Annotated in this window: 18 protein-coding genes; 10 read left to right on the top strand and 8 right to left on the bottom strand. The window is 74.1% G+C overall.

Annotated elements, in window-relative coordinates:
* Positions 1-44 precede the first annotated feature (44 nt).
* The 3 genes from GNZ18_RS29630 to argS all read left to right on the top strand — a co-directional run bounded on the left by GNZ18_RS29630 (position 45) and on the right by argS (position 3569).
* Positions 45-452 (top strand): hypothetical protein, encoded by a 408-nt coding sequence (locus GNZ18_RS29630; protein ID WP_308166398.1) that lies wholly within the window; start codon positions 45-47, stop codon positions 450-452.
* 119 nt (positions 453-571) lie between these two features.
* The gene (gene plsX, locus GNZ18_RS29625) at positions 572-1777 is read left to right on the top strand and encodes a phosphate acyltransferase PlsX (protein ID WP_156219932.1); all 1206 of its coding nucleotides are present in this window, start codon (positions 572-574) and stop codon (positions 1775-1777) included.
* Between the two features lie 46 nt (positions 1778-1823).
* The gene (gene argS / locus GNZ18_RS29620; RefSeq protein WP_156219931.1) at positions 1824-3569 is read left to right on the top strand and encodes an arginine--tRNA ligase; all 1746 of its coding nucleotides are present in this window, start codon (positions 1824-1826) and stop codon (positions 3567-3569) included.
* Positions 3570-3573: 4 nt separating this feature from the next.
* On the opposite strand, the gene GNZ18_RS29615 is transcribed toward argS, so the two are convergent.
* Together GNZ18_RS29615 and GNZ18_RS29610 are read right to left on the bottom strand one after the other, a co-directional pair.
* A complete protein-coding gene (locus tag GNZ18_RS29615) occupies positions 3574-4476 on the bottom strand; it encodes an LLM class flavin-dependent oxidoreductase (protein WP_312874823.1) in 903 nt (300 codons plus the stop codon).
* A 13-nt stretch (positions 4477-4489) separates the two neighbouring features.
* Complete coding sequence (locus GNZ18_RS29610) at positions 4490-4741, bottom strand: DUF2630 family protein (protein ID WP_156219930.1); 252 nt, start codon at positions 4739-4741, stop codon at positions 4490-4492.
* A 202-nt stretch (positions 4742-4943) separates the two neighbouring features.
* Here GNZ18_RS29610 and GNZ18_RS29605 point away from each other — a divergent pair, with 202 nt between their 5' ends.
* The gene (locus tag GNZ18_RS29605) at positions 4944-5984 is read left to right on the top strand and encodes a hypothetical protein (protein WP_156219929.1); all 1041 of its coding nucleotides are present in this window, start codon (positions 4944-4946) and stop codon (positions 5982-5984) included.
* Here the strand turns inward: GNZ18_RS29605 and GNZ18_RS29600 are convergent.
* From GNZ18_RS29600 to deoC, 3 genes are read right to left on the bottom strand one after another with little or no spacing between them, the layout of a single operon-like run.
* Positions 5953-6807: an aldehyde dehydrogenase family protein gene (locus tag GNZ18_RS29600; protein WP_156219928.1), complete on the bottom strand. Its 855-nt coding sequence runs from the start codon at positions 6805-6807 to the stop codon at positions 5953-5955. The two genes, GNZ18_RS29605 and GNZ18_RS29600, sit on opposite strands and share 32 nt — an antisense overlap.
* A complete protein-coding gene (locus GNZ18_RS29595; RefSeq protein WP_156219927.1) occupies positions 6800-8230 on the bottom strand; it encodes an aldehyde dehydrogenase family protein in 1431 nt (476 codons plus the stop codon). Before GNZ18_RS29595 ends, GNZ18_RS29600 begins: the two co-directional genes overlap by 8 nt.
* A 2-nt stretch (positions 8231-8232) precedes the next feature.
* Entirely contained in the window at positions 8233-9162 is a 930-nt protein-coding gene (gene deoC, locus GNZ18_RS29590; protein ID WP_312874822.1) for a deoxyribose-phosphate aldolase, read from the bottom strand.
* A 97-nt stretch (positions 9163-9259) separates the two neighbouring features.
* Here deoC and GNZ18_RS29585 point away from each other — a divergent pair, with 97 nt between their 5' ends.
* The 3 genes from GNZ18_RS29585 to GNZ18_RS29575 are packed head-to-tail and all read left to right on the top strand — an operon-like array spanning position 9260 to position 11600.
* Complete coding sequence (locus GNZ18_RS29585; RefSeq protein ID WP_156219926.1) at positions 9260-9664, top strand: GntR family transcriptional regulator; 405 nt, start codon at positions 9260-9262, stop codon at positions 9662-9664.
* Positions 9661-10545 carry an ABC transporter ATP-binding protein gene (locus GNZ18_RS29580; RefSeq protein ID WP_156219925.1) on the top strand — a complete coding sequence of 295 codons (885 nt, stop codon included), beginning with the start codon at positions 9661-9663 and terminating at the stop codon, positions 10543-10545. Before GNZ18_RS29585 ends, GNZ18_RS29580 begins: the two co-directional genes overlap by 4 nt.
* Positions 10542-11600 (top strand): ABC-2 membrane transporter-related protein, encoded by a 1059-nt coding sequence (locus GNZ18_RS29575; RefSeq protein WP_156219924.1) that lies wholly within the window; start codon positions 10542-10544, stop codon positions 11598-11600. The genes GNZ18_RS29580 and GNZ18_RS29575 overlap by 4 nt, the downstream gene beginning before the upstream one ends.
* Before the next feature lie 149 nt (positions 11601-11749).
* Here GNZ18_RS29575 and GNZ18_RS29570 read toward each other — a convergent pair whose 3' ends face one another.
* On the bottom strand, positions 11750-12454 hold the full coding sequence (locus GNZ18_RS29570; RefSeq protein ID WP_156219923.1) for a TetR/AcrR family transcriptional regulator C-terminal domain-containing protein: 705 nt from the start codon (positions 12452-12454) through the stop codon (positions 11750-11752).
* A 114-nt stretch (positions 12455-12568) separates the two neighbouring features.
* Between GNZ18_RS29570 and GNZ18_RS29565 the strand changes: the two genes are divergently transcribed.
* The gene (locus tag GNZ18_RS29565) at positions 12569-14023 is read left to right on the top strand and encodes an MFS transporter (protein WP_216651477.1); all 1455 of its coding nucleotides are present in this window, start codon (positions 12569-12571) and stop codon (positions 14021-14023) included.
* Between the two features lie 42 nt (positions 14024-14065).
* Complete coding sequence (locus tag GNZ18_RS43315; RefSeq protein WP_312874821.1) at positions 14066-17023, top strand: helix-turn-helix transcriptional regulator; 2958 nt, start codon at positions 14066-14068, stop codon at positions 17021-17023.
* Positions 17024-17167: 144 nt separating this feature from the next.
* Here the strand turns inward: GNZ18_RS43315 and GNZ18_RS44100 are convergent, their stop codons facing one another.
* Together GNZ18_RS44100 and GNZ18_RS29550 are read right to left on the bottom strand one after the other, a co-directional pair.
* A complete protein-coding gene (locus GNZ18_RS44100) occupies positions 17168-17317 on the bottom strand; it encodes a pentapeptide repeat-containing protein (RefSeq protein ID WP_216651476.1) in 150 nt (49 codons plus the stop codon).
* 93 nt (positions 17318-17410) lie between these two features.
* A complete protein-coding gene (locus GNZ18_RS29550; protein WP_308166402.1) occupies positions 17411-18130 on the bottom strand; it encodes an IclR family transcriptional regulator in 720 nt (239 codons plus the stop codon).
* A 216-nt stretch (positions 18131-18346) separates the two neighbouring features.
* On the opposite strand from GNZ18_RS29550, the gene GNZ18_RS29545 reads away from it, so the two are divergent.
* Complete coding sequence (locus GNZ18_RS29545) at positions 18347-20317, top strand: acyl-CoA dehydrogenase family protein (protein ID WP_156219920.1); 1971 nt, start codon at positions 18347-18349, stop codon at positions 20315-20317.
* Positions 20318-20457 lie beyond the last annotated feature (140 nt).

Raw genomic sequence — 20457 nt, 5'->3', positions numbered from 1 at the left:
ACACTCCGCGCATATGAGTCCGCACGCAGGGTGACTTACTGCGTGTGGAGATCAGTCGCAAGAGAGTCCTGACGCTGGGCCCGGCCGCGCTGCTCGTCCTCGCCCTGGTGGGCGCGGGCATCGCCTACCTGGTGCTCGCCGGCGGGGACGAGCTGAAGTACAAGACGCAGGCGGCGCTGCGCGAGGCGCTGCCCACCACGGCCGCCGCCGAGCTCCGGTCGCACGGCGTCACGCTGCGGTCCCCGCTGAAGTGCGGGGACCTGCCCGGCTGGACGAAGAGCAGGCTGCGCGCGGCCTGCACCGGCACCACCACCGACGCCCGGGACGTGCGGGTGCTGGGCAGCGGCGACAGCGGCAACGGCAAGGCGTACTACACGATCCTCGTGGGCGGCAGGCCGCTGGTGCAGAACGCGCCGTGCCTGGGCGCCGACTGCGCGCACGAGTCCGGCTGAGGACCGCGGTCGGCCCGCGGACGCCGCGGATGATGGCGGGCCGGGTGCCAGGACGTCCTACCATTCGATGAGCTGCGTTCTTGCGGCCCATCACGTCCTTTCACCCTCCTGGAGCGGCCATGACCGGCAAGGGCGGGCCGTCGCGCCCGGAGGCGGCCCGCCGGGCGGCGGTCCGGCCGCTGCCCGTCGCGGTCGACACGATGGGCGGCGACCACGCCCCCGGCGAGATCGTCGCGGGGGCGGTCGAGGCCGTCCGCGCGCACGGCGTCCGGCTGGTGCTGGTGGGGCAGGCACCGGGGATCCGCCGCGAGCTGGAGCGGCACGGCTTCGTCGGGCGGATCCCGATCGTGCACGCCGACGAGGCGCTCGACATGGACGAGGGCGCGCTCGCGAGCTGGCGCAAGCCCCGCTCGTCCGTCGCGATCGCCTGCCACCTGGTCAGGCAGGGGCGCGCGTCGGCGCTGGTGTCGGCGGGCAGCACCGCCGGGGTCGTGGCGACCTCGCGGCTGCGGCTGAAGGGCCAGCAGGGCGTGCTGCGGCCCGCGATCGCGGTGACGCTGCCGACCCGCCCGCGCCCGACGATCCTGCTGGACGCGGGCGCCACCGTGGACGTCAAGCCCGAGGGACTCGTGCAGTTCGCGGCGCTCGGCACCGCCTACGCGCGGATCCTGCTGGAGGTGGAGCGCCCCCGGGTCGGGCTGCTGACCATCGGCGTCGAGCCCGGCAAGGGCGACAAGGTCGCCAAGCGGGCGCACGAGCTGCTCGCGGGCGGCCACCACGGCGTCGAGTTCGCCGGGAACGTGGAGGGCCACGACCTGCTGGCCGGCGAGGTCGAGGTGATCGTGACCGACGGCTTCACCGGCAACGTCGCGCTGAAGACGATGGAGGGCACGATCCGGACGGCGTTCACCGAGATCCGCGCCGCGATGGGCGCCTCCCCCGCCGCGCGGATGGGCGCGCTGCTCCAGCGCCGCAGGCTCCAGGAGCTGCGCGACCGGCTCGACCCCGACAGCTACGGCGGCGGCGTCCTGCTCGGCCTGAACGGGACCGTGGTGATCGCGCACGGCGGGTCGCACGCCCGCGCGATCACCTCGGCGTGCGAGCTGGCGCACCGGCTCGCGGCCGGGCACATCGTCGAGCGGATCCGCGAGCAGGTCGCCGCGACCCGCACGTCCCGCTTCGGGCGCTGGACGCACGGCGAGCGCGACACCGGCGAGACCCCCGCCCTCGCCGATCCGCCGCCGGACGGGGGCGCCGCCGAGGAGCCCTCCCCCGGGGCCGCCGACGGGGAGGCCCCGTCCGAGCAGCGACGCCCGGGTGAATGAGCGAATGCGTTCCTGGTCGGGGGCGCGGCGCCGATAGCCTTGGGGCATGTCCGTTCCGCAACTCGTCATCGCCGCCCGGGTCCAGGCCGCGCTCAGCGCCGCCTTCGGACCGTCGTACGCGGACGCCGACCCGGTCATCCGGCCGTCGCAGTTCGCCGACCTTCAGGCCAACGTGGCGCTGCCGCTGGCCAAGAAGCTGGGCCGCAAGCCGCGAGAGGTGGCCGAGGAGATCGTCGCCAACCTCGACACCGCGGACGTGATCTCCGAGGTCCAGGTCAGCGGCCCCGGGTTCATCAACCTGACGCTCAGCGACGGGTGGATCGCCGCGCGGACGCAGCAGGCCCTCGGCGACGAGCGGCTCGGCGTCCCCGCCGCGGACAAGCCGCAGAAGGTCGTCGTGGAGTACTCCTCGCCCAACGTGGCCAAGGAGATGCACGTCGGGCACCTGCGGACCACGATCGTCGGCGACGCGATCGCCCGGATCCTCGCCTTCCTCGGCCACGACGTGATCCGCGACAACCACGTCGGCGACTGGGGCACGCCGTTCGGCATGCTGATCGAGCACCTGCTCGACCTCGGCGAGGACGCCGCCGCGCGGGACGACTCCTCCGTCAGCGACCTGACCGCGTTCTACCAGGCGGCGCGGGGCAAGTTCGAGGCGGACGCCGCGTTCGCCGACCGGGCGCGGGCCCGGGTCGTCGCGCTCCAGGCGGGCGACCCCGAGACGCTGCGGCTGTGGGGCATCCTCGTGGAGGTCTCCAAGCGCTACTTCAACCACGTCTACAGGCGGCTCGGCGTCACGCTCACCGACGACGACATCAGGGGCGAGAGCTTCTACAACGACCTGCTCGCGACGACCGTGGCGGAGCTGGAGTCCAAGGGCATCGCGGTGGTCAGCGACGGGGCGCTGTGCGCGTTCCCGCCCGGGTTCACCGGCCGCGAGGGCGAGCCGCTCCCGGTGATCATCCGCAAGAGCGACGGCGGCTACAACTACTCCACCACCGACCTCGCGACCATCCGGTACCGGGTCGACACCGAGCACGTCGACCGGATGGTCTACGTCGTCGGCGCGCCGCAGTCGCTGCACTTCCAGATGGTCTTCGCGGTCGCGCGGATGGCGGGCTGGCTCGGCGACGACGTCGCGGCCGTGCACGCCCAGATCGGCAACGTCCTCGGCACCGACGGCAAGATCCTGCGGACCCGGGCGGGCGGCACGGTCAAGCTGTCGGAGCTGGTCGACGAGGCCGTCGAGCGGGCGGGCGCCGCCTTCGACGAGATCCCGCACGACGAGTCCTTCGACGCGGCGACCCGCGCCGCGATCGTCGAGGCGGTCGGGGTCGGCGCGGTCAAGTACGCCGACCTGTCGGTGGCGCTCGACAGCGAGTACGTCTTCGACTTCGACCGGATGATCTCCTTCCACGGCAAGACCGGGCCCTACCTCCAGTACGCGACGGTCCGGATCCGGTCGATCTTCCGGAAGGGCGGCGTCGACCCCGAGTCGGCCACGGGCCCCATCGTGATCGGGCACGAGGCCGAGCGGGCGCTGGCGCTGAAGCTGCTGGACTTCGGGGCGGTCGTCGCGCAGGCGGGCGAGACCTGCGAGCCGCACCGGCTCGCGGGCTACCTGTTCGAGCTGGCCCAGGCCTACACCGGGTTCTTCGAGAACTGCCCGGTGCTGAAGGCGCCGGACGAGCCGACCCGGGCGTCGCGGCTGGCGCTGTGCGCGGCGACGCTGCGCACGCTGGCCACCGGCCTCGACCTGCTCGGCGTCCCGACCCCGGAGCGCATGTAGCGGGTCAGGGGTGCGCGGGGGCGGCCGTCGCCGTCCGCTCCTGCGCGACCTTCTCCCGGACGGCCGGGACGATCTCCAGCGCGAACGGGCCGAGCTGGTCGGGGTCCCCGGCGTACAGGAACGCGTCCACGCCGTGCCCGACGGCGAGCTCGGTCAGCTCGTACACCCACTGGCGGGGCGGGCCGTGCAGGAACCCGCGTGCGCCGCGCCCGTCGATCGCCCCCTCCAGGACGTAGACGCGCCGGATCTCGGCGGGGTCGCGGCCCGCGGCGGCGGCGGCCTCGTCGAGGCGGCGCCGCCCGTCGGCCAGCCGCTTGGGCGGCACGAGCGAGGACGGCGCGATCCAGCCGTCGGCGACGCGTCCGGCGAGGGCGAGGCCGTGCGGCCCGGTGACGCCGAGCCAGATCGGGATCTGGTTCCCGGGCGCGGGCCCGGACTGCCCGGCGGCGAAGCGGTAGTGCTCGCCCTGGAACCGCAGGCCCTGCTGGTCGCTCCAGTGCAGCCGGATGACCTGGACGGCCTCCTCCAGCGCCCGGCGGGCCGCGGTGGCGGACAGCCGCGCGCCCCCGTAGGACTCGATGCCGTCCCAGTGCCCTCCGGCGCCGAGGCCGAGCAGGACCCGGCCGCCGCTGGTGCGGTCCATCGTGGCGACGGCCTTGGCGAGCGCGGCGGGCGGGCGCAGCGGCAGGCACGCCACCGCCGGGAGCACCCGGATCCGTGACGTGGCGGCCAGCACGGTCGCCATCAGCGCGGGCGCGTCGGCGGTGCCGCGCCGGTACGGCTGGTCGCCGACCCCGAGGAGGTCGAGCCCGTACCGGTCGGCGTCCTGCGCGATCCGCAGCAGCGGGCGGGACGCGTCGGGCGTGAGCGACAGGCCGAAGCGCAGCCGCCTCCCCGCGCCCGTCACCGGAGGCGGCCCGTCACTGCAGGTAGCCTTCGACCTCGTCGGGCGGGCGGGGCCCGGCGTCCTCGGTGCCCGGGTCCAGCCCCGCCTCCAGCCGCGCGCGGCGGCGGCGCAGCAGGTCCCAGCACTGGTCGAGGGCGACCTCCAGCCGCTCCAGCCGCGCGTGCTCCTCCTCGCGCCCGAGCTCGTCGCGCTGGTAGCGGTCGCGGAGCCGCTGCTCCTCGCCGACGTACTCGGTGATGCGCTCCAGGATCTCCTTCTCCTCCATCGGCCCCCCTCCGGGCGTGGCCGGGCTCCGGCAGAGCCCCGTCCCGCGATCCCCTGGTCGGGGCCGGGGCGGGGGCTCGGCTCAGCGGCTCCGGTCGGCGGCGCTGGTCAGGCCGGTCAGGAACCCGCCGTCGCTGCTCGTCGAGTGCTGGAGCGACCCCGGGCTCGGCCTCGGCTCGGCCGCGGGCGCCGTCGCGGACGCGGTGGCGGATGAGGACGTGCGGCGGGCCGGTGTCCGGCGCGCCGTGGACCTCGGCTTGGCGGCGCTCGTCCGCGCGGTCGCCGTGCTCGCGCGGGACGTGCCGGAGCGGGCCGCCGCCGTCCGCGACCTGGTGGTCCCCGACCGGCTGGTGCTCGCCCGCGAGGACGCCTTGGCGGTGGACGACTTCGCGGTGGACGACTTCGGCTTGGCCGCCGCCGTCGTCGTCTTGCGCGCCGTGGACGCCTTCGCCCGTGACGAGGCCGGCTTGCGCGCGGTCGTCGACTTCGACGCGCCCACCCGGCTGGACGTCGTGGACCGGGACCGGCTCGCGGCCGAGGTCCGGGACGAGGTGCTCTTGCGGGACGTGGACGACTTCGCCGCCGTGCCGCTCCTGCGCGCCGTCGTGCCGGACCTCGTGCCGGACCTCGTGCCGGCCGACCGCGTGGTCGACTTGGCCGTGGTCGTGATGACCTTGGCCGCCGAGTCCATCGCCTTGGCGGCGTCGGTCATCGCCTTGGTCGCGGTCGTCATGGCCTTGGTCATGGCGGTCATGGCCTTGGCCGACGTGGACGCCTTGGTCGCCACCGACTTCATCTGCGTCGCGGCGGCCTTGGCCTGGCTCGCGGCCTTGGTGACCCGCGTCGCCGCCGTCGAGGACGTGCGGCTCGTGGTGCGGCCGGTGGTACGGCTCGTGGTGCCACTCGACGTGGCGCTGGTCCGCCTGGCGGCCGGCTTGCGCGCCGTGGAACGGCTCGCGGTCGTCCGCGCGGTGGTCCTCGATGTCGACGACCTCGCGGCCGCCGTCCGCTTGGTGGCCGGCTTCTTGGCGGCCGTGGACTTGTTCGCTGATGCGCTCTTCGCACGACTAGCCGTACCTCGGCTCGACGTCGTGCGCGATGCGGTCTTGGTAGGCACTGATCTCCCCCCAGTGATGATCAGTTACGGGGAGATCTATTCCACACTTCGTGACGCTCTACACACTCGCCGCAATGTCAGCGTCCCACCGCCGGTCAGATCCCCATCGGATGCCACACCGTCTTGACCTCCAGAAACGCGGTCATGCGCTCGGTTCCGGGGACGGCGTCCCAGCCGCCCGGGGCGGTGCGCAGCACGCGCTTCAGGTTCTCCGCCGCCGCCTCCCGCAGCGCCTTCTCCTGGTCGTCGGCGACACCGGTGAGGTCGATCGCGTTGACGTCCAGATGGGACGCGAGCCAGGGCGCCAGCTCGGCGCGGCGCCCGGTCAGGATGTTGACGACGCCCCCCGGCAGGTCGGAGGTCGCCAGCACCTCGGCGAGCGTGACCGCCGCGAGCGGCGCGGGCTCGGAGGCGACCACGACGGCGGTGTTGCCGGACACGATCGCGGGCGCGACCGTCGAGACGAGCCCGAGCAGCGGCGAGTCGGGGGCGAGGACCGCGACGACGCCCGTCGGCTCCGGCGTCGAGAAGTTGAAGAAGGGCCCGGAGACGGGGTTGGCGGACCCGGTGACGGCGGCGAGCTTGTCGGCCCATCCCGCGTACCAGACCCACCGGTCGACGGCCGCGTCCGTCTCGGCGGCGGCCTGGGACTTGCTCGCCCCCGCCTGGCGCAGCTCGTCGACGAACTGGGCCCGGCGCCCCTCCAGCATCTCGGCGACGCGGTAGAGGATCTGGGCGCGGTTGTAGGCCGTCCGCGCCGACCAGCCGCCGAACGCCTTGCGCGCGGCGACGACCGCGTCCCGCACGTCCTTGCGGGACGCCTGGGACGCGTTCGCCACGAAGTTCCCCTTGGGGTCGGCCACCGGGTACGAGCGGCCCGACTCCGAACGCGGGAACGCGCCGCCGATGTAGAGCTTGTAGGTCTTGCGGACGCTGAGCCGGTCAGGCATCGAGGTAGCCCTCCAGTCCGTGGCGTCCGCCCTCGCGGCCGAACCCCGATTCCTTGTAGCCGCCGAACGGGGAGGCCGGGTCGAACTTGTTGAAGGTGTTGGCCCACACGACCCCGGCGCGCAGGCGCTGCGCCGTCCACAGGATGCGGGAGCCCTTCTCCGTCCAGATCCCGGCCGACAGCCCGTAGGGGGTGTTGTTGGCCTTGGTGACGGCCTCCTCGGGCGTGCGGAACGTCAGCATCGACAGGACGGGCCCGAAGATCTCCTCGCGCGCGATCCGGTGCGACTGCGCGACGCCGGTGAACACCGTCGGCGCGAACCAGAACCCCTGCGGGGGCAGCTCGCAGGGCGGCGACCAGCGCTCCGCGCCCTCGGCCTCCCCCGCGTCGGCCAGCTCCCTGATCCGGGCGAGCTGGGCGGCGGAGTTGATCGCGCCGACGTCGGTGTTCTTGTCGAGCGGGTCGCCGACGCGCAGCGTGGCCATGCGCGTCTTGAGCCGCTCCAGCAGCTCCTCGGCGACCGACTCCTGGACGAGCAGCCGCGACCCGGCGCAGCACACGTGGCCCTGGTTGAAGAAGATCCCGTTCACGACGCCCTCGACGGCCTGGTCGAGCGCGGCGTCCTCGAACACGATGTTGGCGGCCTTGCCGCCCAGCTCCAGCGTCAGCCGCTTGGCGGTGCCCGCCGCCGAGCGGGCGATCTGCCGTCCGACGTCGGTGGAGCCGGTGAAGGCGACCTTGTCGACGCCCGGGTGCTCGGCCAGCGCGCGGCCGGTGTCCCCGGCGCCGGTGACGATGTTGACGACGCCGGGCGGCAGGTCGGCCTGCCGGCAGATGTCGGCGAACAGCAGCGCGGTCAGCGGGGTCGTCTCGGCGGGCTTGAGCACGACCGTGTTGCCGCAGGCCAGCGCGGGCGCGATCTTCCAGGCCAGCATCAGCAGCGGGAAGTTCCACGGGATGATCTGCCCCGCGACGCCGAGCGGGCGCGGGTCGGGGCCGAACCCGGCGTGGCCGAGCTTGTCGGCCCATCCGGCGTAGTAGAAGAAGTGCGCCGCGACGAGCGGCACGTCCACGTCGCGCGACTCCCGGATCGGCTTGCCGTTGTCGATCGACTCCAGCACGGCCAGCTCCCGCGACCGCTCCTGCACGATCCGCGCGATCCGGTACAGGTACTTGGCGCGCTCGGCGCCGGGCATCGGCCCCCAGACCCGCTCGAACGCGGTGCGGGCGGCGGCGACGGCGCGGTCGACGTCGCCCTCGTCGGCGCGGGCGATCTCGGCCAGCACGGTCTCGTCGGCCGGGTTGACGGACTTGAACGGCTCGCCGTGCCCGTCGGTGAACTCCCCGCCGACGAACAGCCCGTAGGACGGGCGGACGTCGACGATCGCGGCCGACTCGGGCGCGGGCGCGTACTCGAAAACCATGATCAGTCCAGCGTGAAGTAGTCGGGGCCGGGGTAGGCGCCGGTGGCCAGCTTGCGGCGCTGCATGAGCAGGTCGTTCAGCACGCTGGAGGCGCCCAGCCGGAACCACTCCGGCGACAGCCAGTCGGGCCCGGCGGTCTCGTTCACGAGCACCAGGTACTTGACGGCGTCCTTGGTCGTCCGGATGCCGCCCGCCGGTTTCACGCCGACCTGGCGGCCGGTCGCGGCGCGGTGGTCGCGGACCGCCTCCAGCATGACCAGCGTGACCGGCAGCGTCGCCGCCGGGGCGACCTTGCCGGTCGAGGTCTTGATGAAGTCGGCGCCCGCACGCATCGCCAGCCAGGAGGCGCGGCGGACGTTGTCGAGCGTCGCCAGCTCCCCGGTCTCCAGGATCACCTTCAGGTGCGCGGCGCCGCACGCGTCCTTGACCGCCGCGATCTCGTCGAAGACCTTGCCGAGGTCGCCGGACAGGAACGCGCCCCGGTCGATGACCATGTCGATCTCGGCGGCGCCCGCCTCGACCGCCGCGCGCGTGTCGGCGAGCTTGGCCGCGAGCGGTGCCCGCCCGGACGGGAACGCCGTCGCCACGCTCGCGACGCCGATGCCCGTGCCGTCCAGGGCGCGGACCGCGACGTCCACCATGTCGGGGTAGACGCACACGGCCGCGACGCGCGGCACCGACGCGTCCGCCGGGTCGGGGTGCGCGGCCTTGGCGCACAGCGCCCTGACCTTCCCCGCCGTGTCGGCGCCCTCCAGGGTGGTCAGGTCGACCATCGAGATGGCCAGGTCGATCGCCTCCGCCTTGGCCGAGGTCTTGATCGACCGCGTCGCGAGCCGCGCGGCCCGCTCGCTCGCGCCGACCTCGTCGACGCCGGGCAGCCCGCGCAGGAACGCGCGCAGCTCGGCCACGCCGTTCAGAGTCTCCGTTGACACCACCCCAGCATCGCCGAAGTCCGCCACCGGCACAAAGTCACCGGTTCGCTTGACAGGCGATCACTCTAGACATCTAAAGTACTAGCATCCTAATTAAATGGAGGTGCTGGTGATCGAGTTCCATCTGGACGCCGGCTCGGGGGTCTCCCCGTACATGCAGCTCGTCCGGCAGGTCCGGCACGCGCTCCGGCTCGACCTGCTGCGCGAGGGCGACCAGCTCCCGACGGTCAAGGACGTCGTGGCGCAGCTCGCGATCAACCCCAACACCGTGCTGAAGGCGTACCGCGAGCTGGAGCACGAGGGGCTCGTCGCGGCGCGGCCGGGGGTCGGGACGTTCGTGACCCGCTCGCTCGCGGGCGGCTCGCTCGCCGCGCACGGGCCGCTGCGGCAGGACCTGCGGCGCTGGCTGGCCAAGGCGCGGCTCGCCGGGCTGGACGACGAGAGCATCGAGGCGCTGTTCATGACGACCTTTCGGGCCGCCGCTCAGGAGGACATAGCATGACCGCCGTCGTGAGGACCGAGGGCCTCGGCAGGAAGTACGGGCGGCGCTGGGCGCTGCGCGACTGCGACCTCGCCATCCCCGCCGGACGCGTCGTCGGGCTCGTCGGCCCGAACGGCGCGGGCAAGACGACGCTGCTGAACATGGTGGTCGGGCAGCTCGCGCCGTCGGCGGGCACGATCGAGGTGCTCGGCGGACGCCCCGCGAGCGGCCCCGCGCAGCTCGCCAAGGTCGGCTTCGTCGCGCAGGACACCCCGACCTACGCGAGCCTGACCGTCGCCGACCACCTGCGGCTCGGCGCCCGCCTCAACCCGGGCTGGGACGCGGCGCTCGCCCGCGACCGGATCGAGCGCCTCGGCCTGGACCCCGCGCGGCGGGCCGGACGGCTGTCGGGCGGCCAGCGGGCGCAGCTCGCGCTCACGCTCGGCATCGCCAAGCGCCCCGAACTGCTGATCCTGGACGAGCCGGTCGCCGCGCTCGACCCGCTCGCGCGGCGCGAGTTCCTCGCCTCGCTGATGGAGGCGGTCGCGGAGCACTCGATCAGCGTCGTGCTCTCCTCGCACCTCATGTCGGACCTGGAGCGCGTCTGCGACCACCTCGTCGTGGTCGTGGACTCCCGCGTCCGGGTGGCGGGCGACGTCGACGACCTGCTCACCGCCCACCACCGGCTCACCGGCCCGCGCCGCGACGCCGCGCGGCTCCCCTCCGGCCAGCACGTCGTCTCGGCCAGCCACACCGACCGGCAGAGCACGTTCGTCGTGCGGACCGACGGACCGATCCACGACCCCGCCTGGACGGTCGGCGAGGTCGGCCTGGAGGACCTCGTGCTCGCGTACATGACCCCGAAGACCGAGGACCGTCCGGCCCTGGAGGCGCTCCGATGATCTGGCTCACGCTGCGGCAGTTCCGGCTCCAGGCCACGGTGGCGCTCGCCACCCTCGTCGCCGTCACCGCCCTCCTGGCGCTCACCCGCATCGACCTGGTCGACGACTACGCCGACGGCATCGCGTCCTGCACCGCGACCGGCGGCTGCGAGCGCTTCAAGCTCCAGTTCTTCGACGACCACCAGAGCTGGTTCACCGGGCTGGTCACGGTGGTGGTCGGCCTCCCCGGCCTGATCGGGGCCTTCTGGGGGGCGCCGCTCATCACCCGGGAGATCGAGGCGGGCACGCACCGGCTCGCCTGGAACCAGAGCGTGTCCCGGAGCCGCTGGCTGGCCGTCAAGCTCGGTGTCATCGGGCTGGCCTCGATGGCCGCCGCCGGGCTCGCGGTCGCCATCGCGACCTGGTGGTCGGACCCGCTGGACAAGGCCGGCGCCGACCGGTTCCCGCGGCTGTCGCCGGTGATGTTCGACGCGCGCGGCATCGCGCCGATCGGCTACGCGGCGTTCGCGTTCGCGCTCGGCGTCACCGCCGGGGTCCTGATCCGCCGGACGCTGCCCGCGATGGCGGTCACGCTCGCCGTCTTCGCCGGGCTCCAGCTCGCCGTCCCGCAGTACGTCAGGCCGAACCTCATCACGCCCGTGGAGAGGACGGTCACGATCACCCCCGAGAACATGCAGGGCATCTCCCTGGCCGAGACGACCCTGACCGTGCGGGCGAGGGTGGACGAGCCGGGCGCCTGGGTGCTGTCCGACTACACGGTCGACGCGTCCGGGCGGAAGGTGAAGAGCCTGCCCGTCAGCCTCGCCGCGGGCGCCTGCGCGCCCCCGCCGCCGACGACCGTGCCCGACGGGAAGGAGTCCGTCGACGGTTCCGGTCGCGGCCCGGCCGAGAAGTGCTACGCCGAGATCGCCCGGCTCGGCTACCGGCAGCACGTGACCTACCAGCCCGGAGACCGGTTCTGGCCCCTCCAGTGGGCGGAGACCGGCCTGTTCGCCCTCCTCGCCCTGGGGCTCTCCGGGTTCTGCTTCTACTGGGTCCGCCGCCGCATCTCCTGACCCGGCCCCCGGCCGGGACGGAGAAGAGCCGTATGTGCGGAGGACGCGCCTCGGGGGCCGCGTCCTCCGCGCTCAGCGCGTGCCGGGAGCCGGACGTCGCGGGCGCCTGGGCACGCGCGCCCCCGGCGCTCCCACCCGGCGGGGGCGGTCTACCGGGGGCCGCTGCCCTGAGTCGCGGCCAGCTGGGCCTGGAGGCCGTCCAGGAGGTAGTCGAGGCCGGTGCTGAAGCTGCCGTCCCAGTCGTCGTCGTACAGGTAGCCGTTGGCGGCGAGCGTCGGGTACCGGCCGTCCGCGCGGAGCTGCCGCTGGCCGAGGTCGCGCTCCGCGTCGGTGATCCGCAGGGCGGCCTCGGTGGACGCGGAGCCCATCACGTGGTTGTAGAGCGCCCAGGTCGCCGCCGCGAGTCCCTTCCCGGAGAACCCGGCGCGGGCCAGCGTCGACTGGAGGATCTCCATCCAGGCGAGGAAGTTGGGGCCGATCGTCGGCCGCTGCCGGGCCGGGACGGCGGCGGCCCACGGGTGCCGCAGCAGCGCGGCCCGCCAGGCGGCCAGGACGGACGCGACGTCCTCCCGCCACCCCCCGCCGGGCGCGGTCCCGGGCGGAACCTCGCCGAAGATCGCGTCCACGGCCAGGTCGATCACGTCGTCCTTGGTGTCGACGTGCCAGTACAGCGAGGGCGCGACGACCGCCAGCCGCTCGGCGAGGCGGCGCATGGTGAGCCGGTCGATGCCCTCCTCGTCCAGCAGCGCGACGGCCGCCTCGACGATGCGGGCGAGCGTCAGCGGCGGCTCGCCCTTCCGCGTGCGGCGCGGGCGCAGCCAGACGCTCCGTACCCCGTCCTTCGGCTCGCTCATCGCGCCCCTTCTCTCCACATTCAGCGCCCGGACCGGCACGGCGAGTGTAGTACCGTGTTCGCCGTCCCTAACACTGTTAGGGAGTCTCAAACGACGTTAGACGAGGAGATGGCCGTGGAGACCGAGACGGTGGAGCCCGGCACCGGGGAGCCGGTGGCCGGACGGCGGTGGTGGACGCTGGCGGCGGTGAGCGCGGCCCAGCTCCTCGTCGTCCTGGACGGGACGATCGTGAACATCGCGCTGCCCTCGGCGCAGGAGTCGCTCGGCATGTCCGACGCGAGCCGGCAGTGGGCCGTCACCGCCTACGCGCTGGCCTTCGGCGGGCTGCTGCTGATCGGCGGCCGGGTCAGCGGCGCGCTCGGCCACCGGCGGACGTTCGTCGCCGGGCTCGTGGGCTTCGCCGCCGCGTCCGCGCTCGGCGGGGCCGCCACCGAGCCGGGCCTGCTGTTCGGCGCCCGCGCCGCGCAGGGGGTGTTCGCCGCCGCGCTCGCGCCCGCCGGGCTGTCGCTGCTGACGACGACGTTCACCGAGCCGGGCGAGCGCGGCCGGGCGTTCGGGGTGTTCGCCGCCGTCGGCGCGGCCGGGTCGGCGGTCGGGCTGATCGCGGGCGGGCTGCTGACCGAGTACGCCGACTGGCGCTGGTGCCTGTTCATCAACGTCCCGATGGCGCTGCTGGCCGTCCTCGGCACCGTGTTCGTGCCCCGCGACCGGCCCCTCCGCGAGGGGCGGCTGGACGTGCCCGGCGCCCTGCTCAGCGCCGCCGGCTTCGCCTGCGTCGTCTACGCCTTCAACGAGGCCGAGCCGCACGGCTGGGGATCGGTCAAGGTCATCACGCTGCTGAACTGCGGCGTCGTGCTGCTGGTGGCGTTCACGGCGGTCGAGGTCCGCGCGTCCCACCCGCTGCTGCCGATGCGGGTGCTGCTGCACCGCGCCCGCGCCGGGGCGTTCGTGTCGATCACGCTGATGTTCCTGGCGATGTTCGGGTTCTACCTGTTCATGAGCTACTACACCCAGGGCGTCCTCGGGTACTCACCGGTCCAGGCGGGGCTCGTGCTGATCATCAACGCCGCCGCCGCGCTGGTCGGCTCGACGCTCATCGCCGGACGGCTGCTCGGACGCGTCGCCCCCGGCCTGCTGATCGTGCCGGGCCTGGTCGCCGCGGCCGCCGGGATGCTCGTCCTGACCCGCCTGACCGAGCACAGCGGCCACGTCCTGCCGGCCTACCTCGTCCCGGCGCTGGTGCTCACCGGCCTCGGCCTCGGCTGCGTCATGCCGCCGACCGCGAGCCTCGCCACGGCGGGCATGAGATGGCACGACATCGGGGCCGCGTCGGCCGCCTACCACGCCTCCCAGCAGCTCGGCGCCGCGCTCGGCACCGCCCTGCTGAACACGATCGCCGCCACCGCGACCGCGTCCTACCTGGCCTCGGGCGGGCACACCGCGAAGGCCGCCACCGTGCACGGCTACACCACCGCGCTGACCATCGGTTTCGGCATTCTCGTGGTCGCCGCGTGCCTGACCGCGGCGCTGGTCGTCCCGTGGGGCCGCCGGGAACGTCTCACGGAGTGAAACCCGGGTGGGAATGTCGGATCCGTTTGGCATGCTTGTGACGTGAACGTACGTGCGATGGGTCCGGTGCTGGTCGGCAGGTCGGCCGAGCTGGCCGAGCTGGAGGGCGCCCTCGCCGCCGCCCCGGGCGCCGTCCTGCTCGGCGGCGAGGCCGGCCTGGGCAAGACCCGGTTGATCCGCGAGTTCGCCGCCCGGCTGCACGAGCCCGCCGGCGCGGGGCCGCGCGCCCGGCTGCTGATCGGCGGCTGCCTGGAGCTCGGCTCCGACGGCCTGCCGTTCGCGCCGTTCACCACCGTGCTGCGCGGCCTGGTCCGCGACATCGGCATCGACGGCGTCGCCGGGCTCGTCCCGCGCGGCGACACCGGCGGCCTCGCCCGGCTGCTGCCCGAGTTCGGCGAGCCCGAGAGCGACGCCGCCTCCGGTGAGGAGCGGGCCCGCCTGTTCGAGGTCGTGCTGGTCCTGCTGGAGCGGCTGGCCGAGCGCGGCCCGGTCGTGCTCGTGATCGAGGACGCGCACTGGGCCGACCGCTCCACCCGCGACCTGCTCGCCTTCCTCGTCCGCAACATGGGCGCGGTGCCGCTGCTGATCGTGGTGACCTACCGCACCGACGAGCTGCACCGCACGCATCCGCTCCGGCCGCTGCTGGGCGCGCTGGAGCGCACCGACCGCGTCCGCCGCCTCGACCTCACCCGCCTGTCGCGCACCGACGTCGGCGCGCTCGTCGCCGACGCCCTCGGCAGCGCCCCGGCGCCCGGCCTCGTCGAGCGGATCGCCGCGCGCAGCGAGGGGAACCCGCTGTTCGTCGAGGCGCTGCTGGACGACGACGGCACGCTCGCCTGCGAGCTGCCCGAGTCCCTGCGCGACCTGCTGCTCGCGGGCGTCCAGCGGCTCCCCGAGGAGACGCAGGACGTCCTGCGCGACGCCAGCGGCGGCGGCACCCGCATCGAGCACGCGCTGCTGGCCGCCGTGTCCGGGCTCGACGACACCGCGCTGACCCGGGTGCTGCGCCCCGCCGTCGCCGCGAACGTGCTGGTCGTCGACGGCGACGGCTACGCCTTCCGGCACGCGCTGATCCGCGAGGCCGTGCACGACGACCTGCTGCCCGGCGAGTACACGCGCCTGCACACCCGGTACGCGCAGGCGCTGGAGAACGACCCGGGGCTCGTCCCGTCCGGGCGGCTCTGGGTCGAGCTGAGCCACCACTGGCTCGCCGCGCACGACGCCACCTGGGCGCTGGTCGCCTCCTGGCGCGCCGCCGCCGACGCCCGCAAGGCCCTCGCCTACGCCGAGTGCCTCACGATGCTCTCCCGCGTCCTCGAACTGTGGGACCGCGTCCCCGACGCCGCGACGCGGATCGGCGCCGACCACGTCAAGGTGCTGGAGGACGCCACCTCCGCCGCCGACCAGGCCGGCGAGTACGACCGGGGCGTCAAGCTCGCCACCGCCGCGCTCCGCGAGATCGAGGAGGCCGAGGGCATCGGCGTCCGCGCCGCGTCCATGCTGGAGTGGCGGGCCCGCATGCGCTACCAGCTCGCGCGGCCCGGCTTCGTCGAGGACCTCCGCACCGCGGTGACGGCGCTGGACGGCGCGCCGCCGACCGCGCTGCGCGCCCGGGTGCTGTCCACGCTCGCGACCTACGTCCGGCTCACCACCGACATCGGCCAGGCCCGCGCGGCCGCCGAGGAGTCCCTCGCGATCGCCCGCGAGATGAACGACGTGGTCACCGAGGCCGAGGCGCTGATGACGCTGTTCTGCGCCGACATCGACTACGGCAACGACCCGATCCAGATCCACGAGGTCGAGGAGGCGGCGCTGCGCAGCGGCAACCACCGGGTCGCGCTGCGCTACGCGGTGATCAAATCCCACTACCTGGAGGGCGCGGGCCGCCACGAGGAGGCCGAGGGCGTCGCCAGGCGCGGCAAGGAGCAGGCCCGCGAGTACGGGGTCAGCCGCACCCAGGGCACGTTCCTGTGCATCAACCAGGCCGAGCCGCTGGTGTCCCTCGGCCGCTGGGACGAGGCCCTCGCCGTCCTCGGGCACGCGATCGAGCAGGACCCGGCCATCACGATCCGCACCTCGCTGCTCGTCCTGCACGGGGAGATCGCGCTCGCGCGCGGCGACCTCGACACCGCCCGCAACCGGCTCGCGGGCGCCCGCGAGGTCATGAACCTCAAGATGAAGTGGCTGAAGACGCAGGACTACTTCGCGACGCTCCGGCTGGAGGCGCGGATGGCCCTCGCCGAGGGCCGGCACGACGCCGTGATCGCCGCGGCCCGCCAGGTCGTCGACCAGGCGGGGCTGCCCGACGACGCCCGCTACGCGTGGCCGGTGCTCAGCCTCGGCGCGCGGGCCTGCGGCGAACTCGGCGACGCCGCGGCCGCCGATCTGGAGGCGATCGTCGGGCGCACCGCCACGCTGCACACCGGCGGCCCGCTGCTGGAGGCCATGCGCCTCACGTTCGTCGCCGAGGCCGCGCGCGGGCGCGGCGTCCTCGACCTGGCCGCGTGGGACGCGGCCGCCGCCGCGTGGGAGAGGCTCGGCAACCCCTACCCCCGGGCCGAGGCGCTGACCGCCGCCGCCGAGGCCGCGCTGGCGGGCGGCGACCACGACGGCGCCGCCGTCCGGCTCCAGACGGCCACCGGGCTCGCCGCCGGACTCGGCGCGGCCCCGCTCGGCTCCCGGATCGACGAGCTGCGCCGCCGCGTCCGCGCCCCGCGCCGGGCGGGCGCCGAGGCCACCGCGCCGCTCGGCCTGACGCCCCGCGAGTACGAGGTGCTGCGCCTGGTGTCGGAGGGCCGCAGCAACCGCGACATCGCCGAGGCGCTGTTCATCTCGGTGAAGACGGCCAGCGTCCACGTCTCCAACATCCTCGGCAAGCTGGGCGTCGCCAACCGGGGCGAGGCCGCCGCGACCGCGCACCGGCAGCGGCTCTTCGCGACGGCGGCTGTGTTGACTGAAGCCTCGGCCCAAGGGGGCTCGCCTGGCGGCTGTGTTCATTAAGTCACGGCCCAAGACACTCGCCTGGCGGCTCGTGCCTTGACCGCGCCTTGGCGGGCGCGGCATCGCTTCGCGATCTTCCCGGTGGGGGCTCGCCTCCGGCTTCGCCCCCACCGGTCAGCTAACGCGCCCGCGTGACGGCTGAAGTCACTGCGCGGCACTTCTCAGCGCGGCACCTCTCAGCGCGGCACCTCTCAGCGCGGCACCTCTCAGCGCGGCACCTCTCAGCGCGGCACCTCTGGGCGCGGCACCCTCCAGCGCGGCACCTCCCAGCGCGGCACCCCCCAGCGCGGGCACTTCTCGGCGCGGCACCTCCCAGCGCGGGCACTTCTCAGCGCGGCACCAATCAGCGCGGCACCAATCAGCGTGGTCTCTTGTGCGGATTGCGGGTCAGGGGGTGAGGGTCAGGGTGCGCTGGATCTTGGCGGCGGTCGCGCGCAGCCGGTGGGCCGAGGACTCGATCCGCGGCAGCCGGCGCGGGCGGCAGGAGACCGCGAGCGCGCCGATCATGCCGTTGCCGTCGGCGACCGCGACGGCGGCGCACGAGGTGCCGAGCGCGTACTCCTCGCGGTCCAGCGACAGGCCGGCGGGGCCGCTGAGCCCGCGCAGCAGCCGGCGCGGCTCGGTGACCGTGTGCGGGGTGAGGTCGACGAGCGGGTGCCGGGACAGGTAGTCGCGGCGCTGCCCGTCGTCGAGCTGGGCCAGCACGCACTTGCCGATCGCGGTGGCGTGCGCGGCGTCCTCGAAGCCGACCCACAGGTCCACGCGCGGGGCGCGCGGGCCGTCGGCGACGTCGACCAGCCGGATCTCGCCGTCCACGTGCAGGCCGAAGTAGGCGGCGGCGCCCAGCTCGTCGCGCAGGCCCGCGAGGGACGGGCGGACGGCGGTGAGCAGCTGCTGCATCCGGGTCCGGCCGTGCAGCGTCTGGACGCGGTGGCCGAGCACCCACACGCCGTCCGACAGGCGGGTCGCGTAGCCCTCGTGGGCGAGGGTGCGCAGCAGGTGGTAGGTCGTGGCGAGGGGGAGGTCGGTCTCGCGGGCGAGCTGCTTGGCGGGAGCGCCGCTCGGGTGCGAGGCGACCGCCTCCATGAGACGCAGAGCACGCTGCACAGAGGCGATAAGAGTGGGTCTGCGTGTCTCTTCCATTACGCACAGCGAACCCCTCCCGCGCGGGCCGGTCAAGGGATTTGCCGACACCGGCCCGGTGGACGCGGAGAATCTCACAGACACGCCGGTCCGGCCGCGGGACCGTGACCTCGCTCGACCGGAGAGTAACTTCGGCGGGGAGGGAAGACGGCGGGACGACGCTTTCGCGAAGGAGCCGGCATGAGCAAGCCGAGCCACGCCCCCGACAAACACGCCCCCGACCACGTGGACGAGCGGACCGCGCGGAAGGTCGCCGAAGAGGCCCGCGAAACGCGGTGGCGACTGCCCAGTTTCGGAAAACAGCTTTTCCTGGGCGATTTCCGTCTCGATCTCGTTCATCCGCATCCGCGCCCGACGGACGAGGCGCGGCGGCGCGGCGAGGAGTTCCTCGCGCGGCTGACCGCGTTCTGCGCGACGAAGATCGACCCGGCGCTGATCGAGCGGGAGTCGCGGATCCCCGACGAGGTGGTCCGCGGCCTGCGCTCGCTCGGCGCGCTCGGCATGAAGATCCCGGAACGCTACGGCGGGCTCGGGCTCGGGCAGTACCACTACGGCCGCGCGCTGATGGTCGTCGGCTCGGTCAGCCCGGCGCTCGGCGCGCTGCTGTCGGCGCACCAGTCCATCGGCGTCCCGCAGCCGGTGCGGCTGTTCGGCACGCAGGCGCAGCAGGACGCCTGGCTGCCGCGCTGCGTGCACGAGATCAGCGCGTTCCTGCTGACCGAGCCCGACGTCGGCTCGGACCCGGCGCGGCTGCGCGCCACCGCCGTCCCGGACGGCGACGGCTCCTACGTGCTCAACGGCGTGAAGCTGTGGACGACCAACGGCGTCGTCGCCGACCTCGTCGTCGTGATGGCGCGGGTCCCGAGGTCGGCCGGGCACCCCGGCGGCATCTCCGCGTTCATCGTCGACATGGCCGCCGAGGGCGTCACGGTCGAGCACCGCAACGCGTTCATGGGGCTGCGCGGGATCGAGAACGGGGTCACGCGGTTCCACGACGTCCGCGTCCCGGCGGAGAACCTGATCGGCGCGGAGGGCGCCGGGCTGAGGATCGCGCTCACCACGCTCAACACCGGGCGGCTGTCGCTGCCCGCGGGCTGCGCGGCGGCGGCCAAGTGGGCCGCGCGGATCGCGCGGGAGTGGTCGCGCGAGCGCGTCCAGTGGGGACGGCCGGTCGGCGAGCACGAGGCGGTGTCGCGGAAGGTCGCGTTCATCGCCGCGACCGCGTACGCGCTGGAGGCCGTGCTCGACCTGTCCGCCCTGCTCGCCGACGACGAGCGCGCCGACATCCGGATCGAGGCGGCGCTGGCGAAGCTGTGGTCCTCGGAGATGGCCTGCCGGGTCGCCGACGAGCTGGTGCAGCTGCGCGGCGGGCGCGGCTATGAGACCGCCGAGTCGCTCGCGGCGCGGGGCGAGCGCGGCGTGCCCGCCGAGCAGGTGCTGCGCGACCTGCGGATCAACCGGATCTTCGAGGGCTCCACCGAGATCATGCACCTGCTGATCGCCCGCGAGGCGGTGGACGCGCACCTGTCGGTGGCCGGCGACATCATCGACCCCGGCGCGTCCGCCGGGCGGAAGGCGCGGGCGGCGGCCCGCGCGGGCGGCTTCTACGCGCGCTGGCTGCCGACGCTGGTCACCGGCGCCGGGCAGCGCCCGAACGCCTACGGCGAGTTCGGGCCGCTGGCGCGGCACCTGCGCTACGTCGAGCGCGCGTCCCGCAAGCTGGCGAGGTCGATCTTCTATGCGGCCGGACGCTGGCAGGGCGGCCTCGAATACCGGCAGGGCTTCCTCGGCCGGATGGTCGACATCGGCGCCGAGCTGTATGCGATGAGCGCCGTGTGCGTCCGCGCGCGGGCCGACACCTCCGCCGACGGGCCGCTCACCGGCGCCATGTCCGGGCTCACGCCGGGCCCGTCCGCGACCCTGCTCGCGGACGCGTTCTGCCGGCAGTCGCGTATCCGCGTCGAGGAACTGTTCGACGGGCTGTGGCGCAACACCGACACGATGGACGTGAAGCTGGCGCGCGCCGTCCTCGCCGGGGACTTCGCCTGGGTGGAGGAGGGCGTTCTCGACCCGTCCATTCCCGGGCCCTGGATCGCGCCGTCCGACCCCGGTCCGAGCGACGTAGAGACCGTTCACCGCACCATTGAGTAACTCCTCGTCGCCAATCGGAAACTATCCGCATGCAATCGGCGCGCAAAGGGGATAGCTTTCCTCCGGTGGCCGAGCACAGCGCACCGCCCGTTCCCGGATCGGGCGGTGCGCTGCGCTTTCCGGATGTCCGGCGGTACCCG

The organism is Actinomadura litoris, from assembly GCF_009733595.1.
In the GTDB taxonomy this organism is placed as follows: Bacteria; Actinomycetota; Actinomycetes; order Streptosporangiales; family Streptosporangiaceae; genus Spirillospora; species Spirillospora litoris.
The sequence above is the reverse complement of the archived record's forward strand: the minus strand, read 5'-3'. Positions and strand labels throughout refer to the sequence as shown.

Coding starts and splice junctions, on each gene's coding strand:
- GNZ18_RS29585 (WP_156219926.1), top strand. CDS start 9,260: ATGGAGGTGCTGGTGATCGAGTTCCATCTGGACGCCGGCTCGGGGGTC.
- GNZ18_RS29595 (WP_156219927.1), bottom strand. CDS start 8,230: ATGGTTTTCGAGTACGCGCCCGCGCCCGAGTCGGCCGCGATCGTCGAC.
- GNZ18_RS29575 (WP_156219924.1), top strand. CDS start 10,542: ATGATCTGGCTCACGCTGCGGCAGTTCCGGCTCCAGGCCACGGTGGCG.
- GNZ18_RS29570 (WP_156219923.1), bottom strand. CDS start 12,454: ATGAGCGAGCCGAAGGACGGGGTACGGAGCGTCTGGCTGCGCCCGCGC.
- plsX (WP_156219932.1), top strand. CDS start 572: ATGACCGGCAAGGGCGGGCCGTCGCGCCCGGAGGCGGCCCGCCGGGCG.
- GNZ18_RS29610 (WP_156219930.1), bottom strand. CDS start 4,741: ATGGAGGAGAAGGAGATCCTGGAGCGCATCACCGAGTACGTCGGCGAG.
- argS (WP_156219931.1), top strand. CDS start 1,824: ATGTCCGTTCCGCAACTCGTCATCGCCGCCCGGGTCCAGGCCGCGCTC.
- GNZ18_RS29600 (WP_156219928.1), bottom strand. CDS start 6,807: ATGCCTGACCGGCTCAGCGTCCGCAAGACCTACAAGCTCTACATCGGC.
- GNZ18_RS29580 (WP_156219925.1), top strand. CDS start 9,661: ATGACCGCCGTCGTGAGGACCGAGGGCCTCGGCAGGAAGTACGGGCGG.
- GNZ18_RS29545 (WP_156219920.1), top strand. CDS start 18,347: ATGAGCAAGCCGAGCCACGCCCCCGACAAACACGCCCCCGACCACGTG.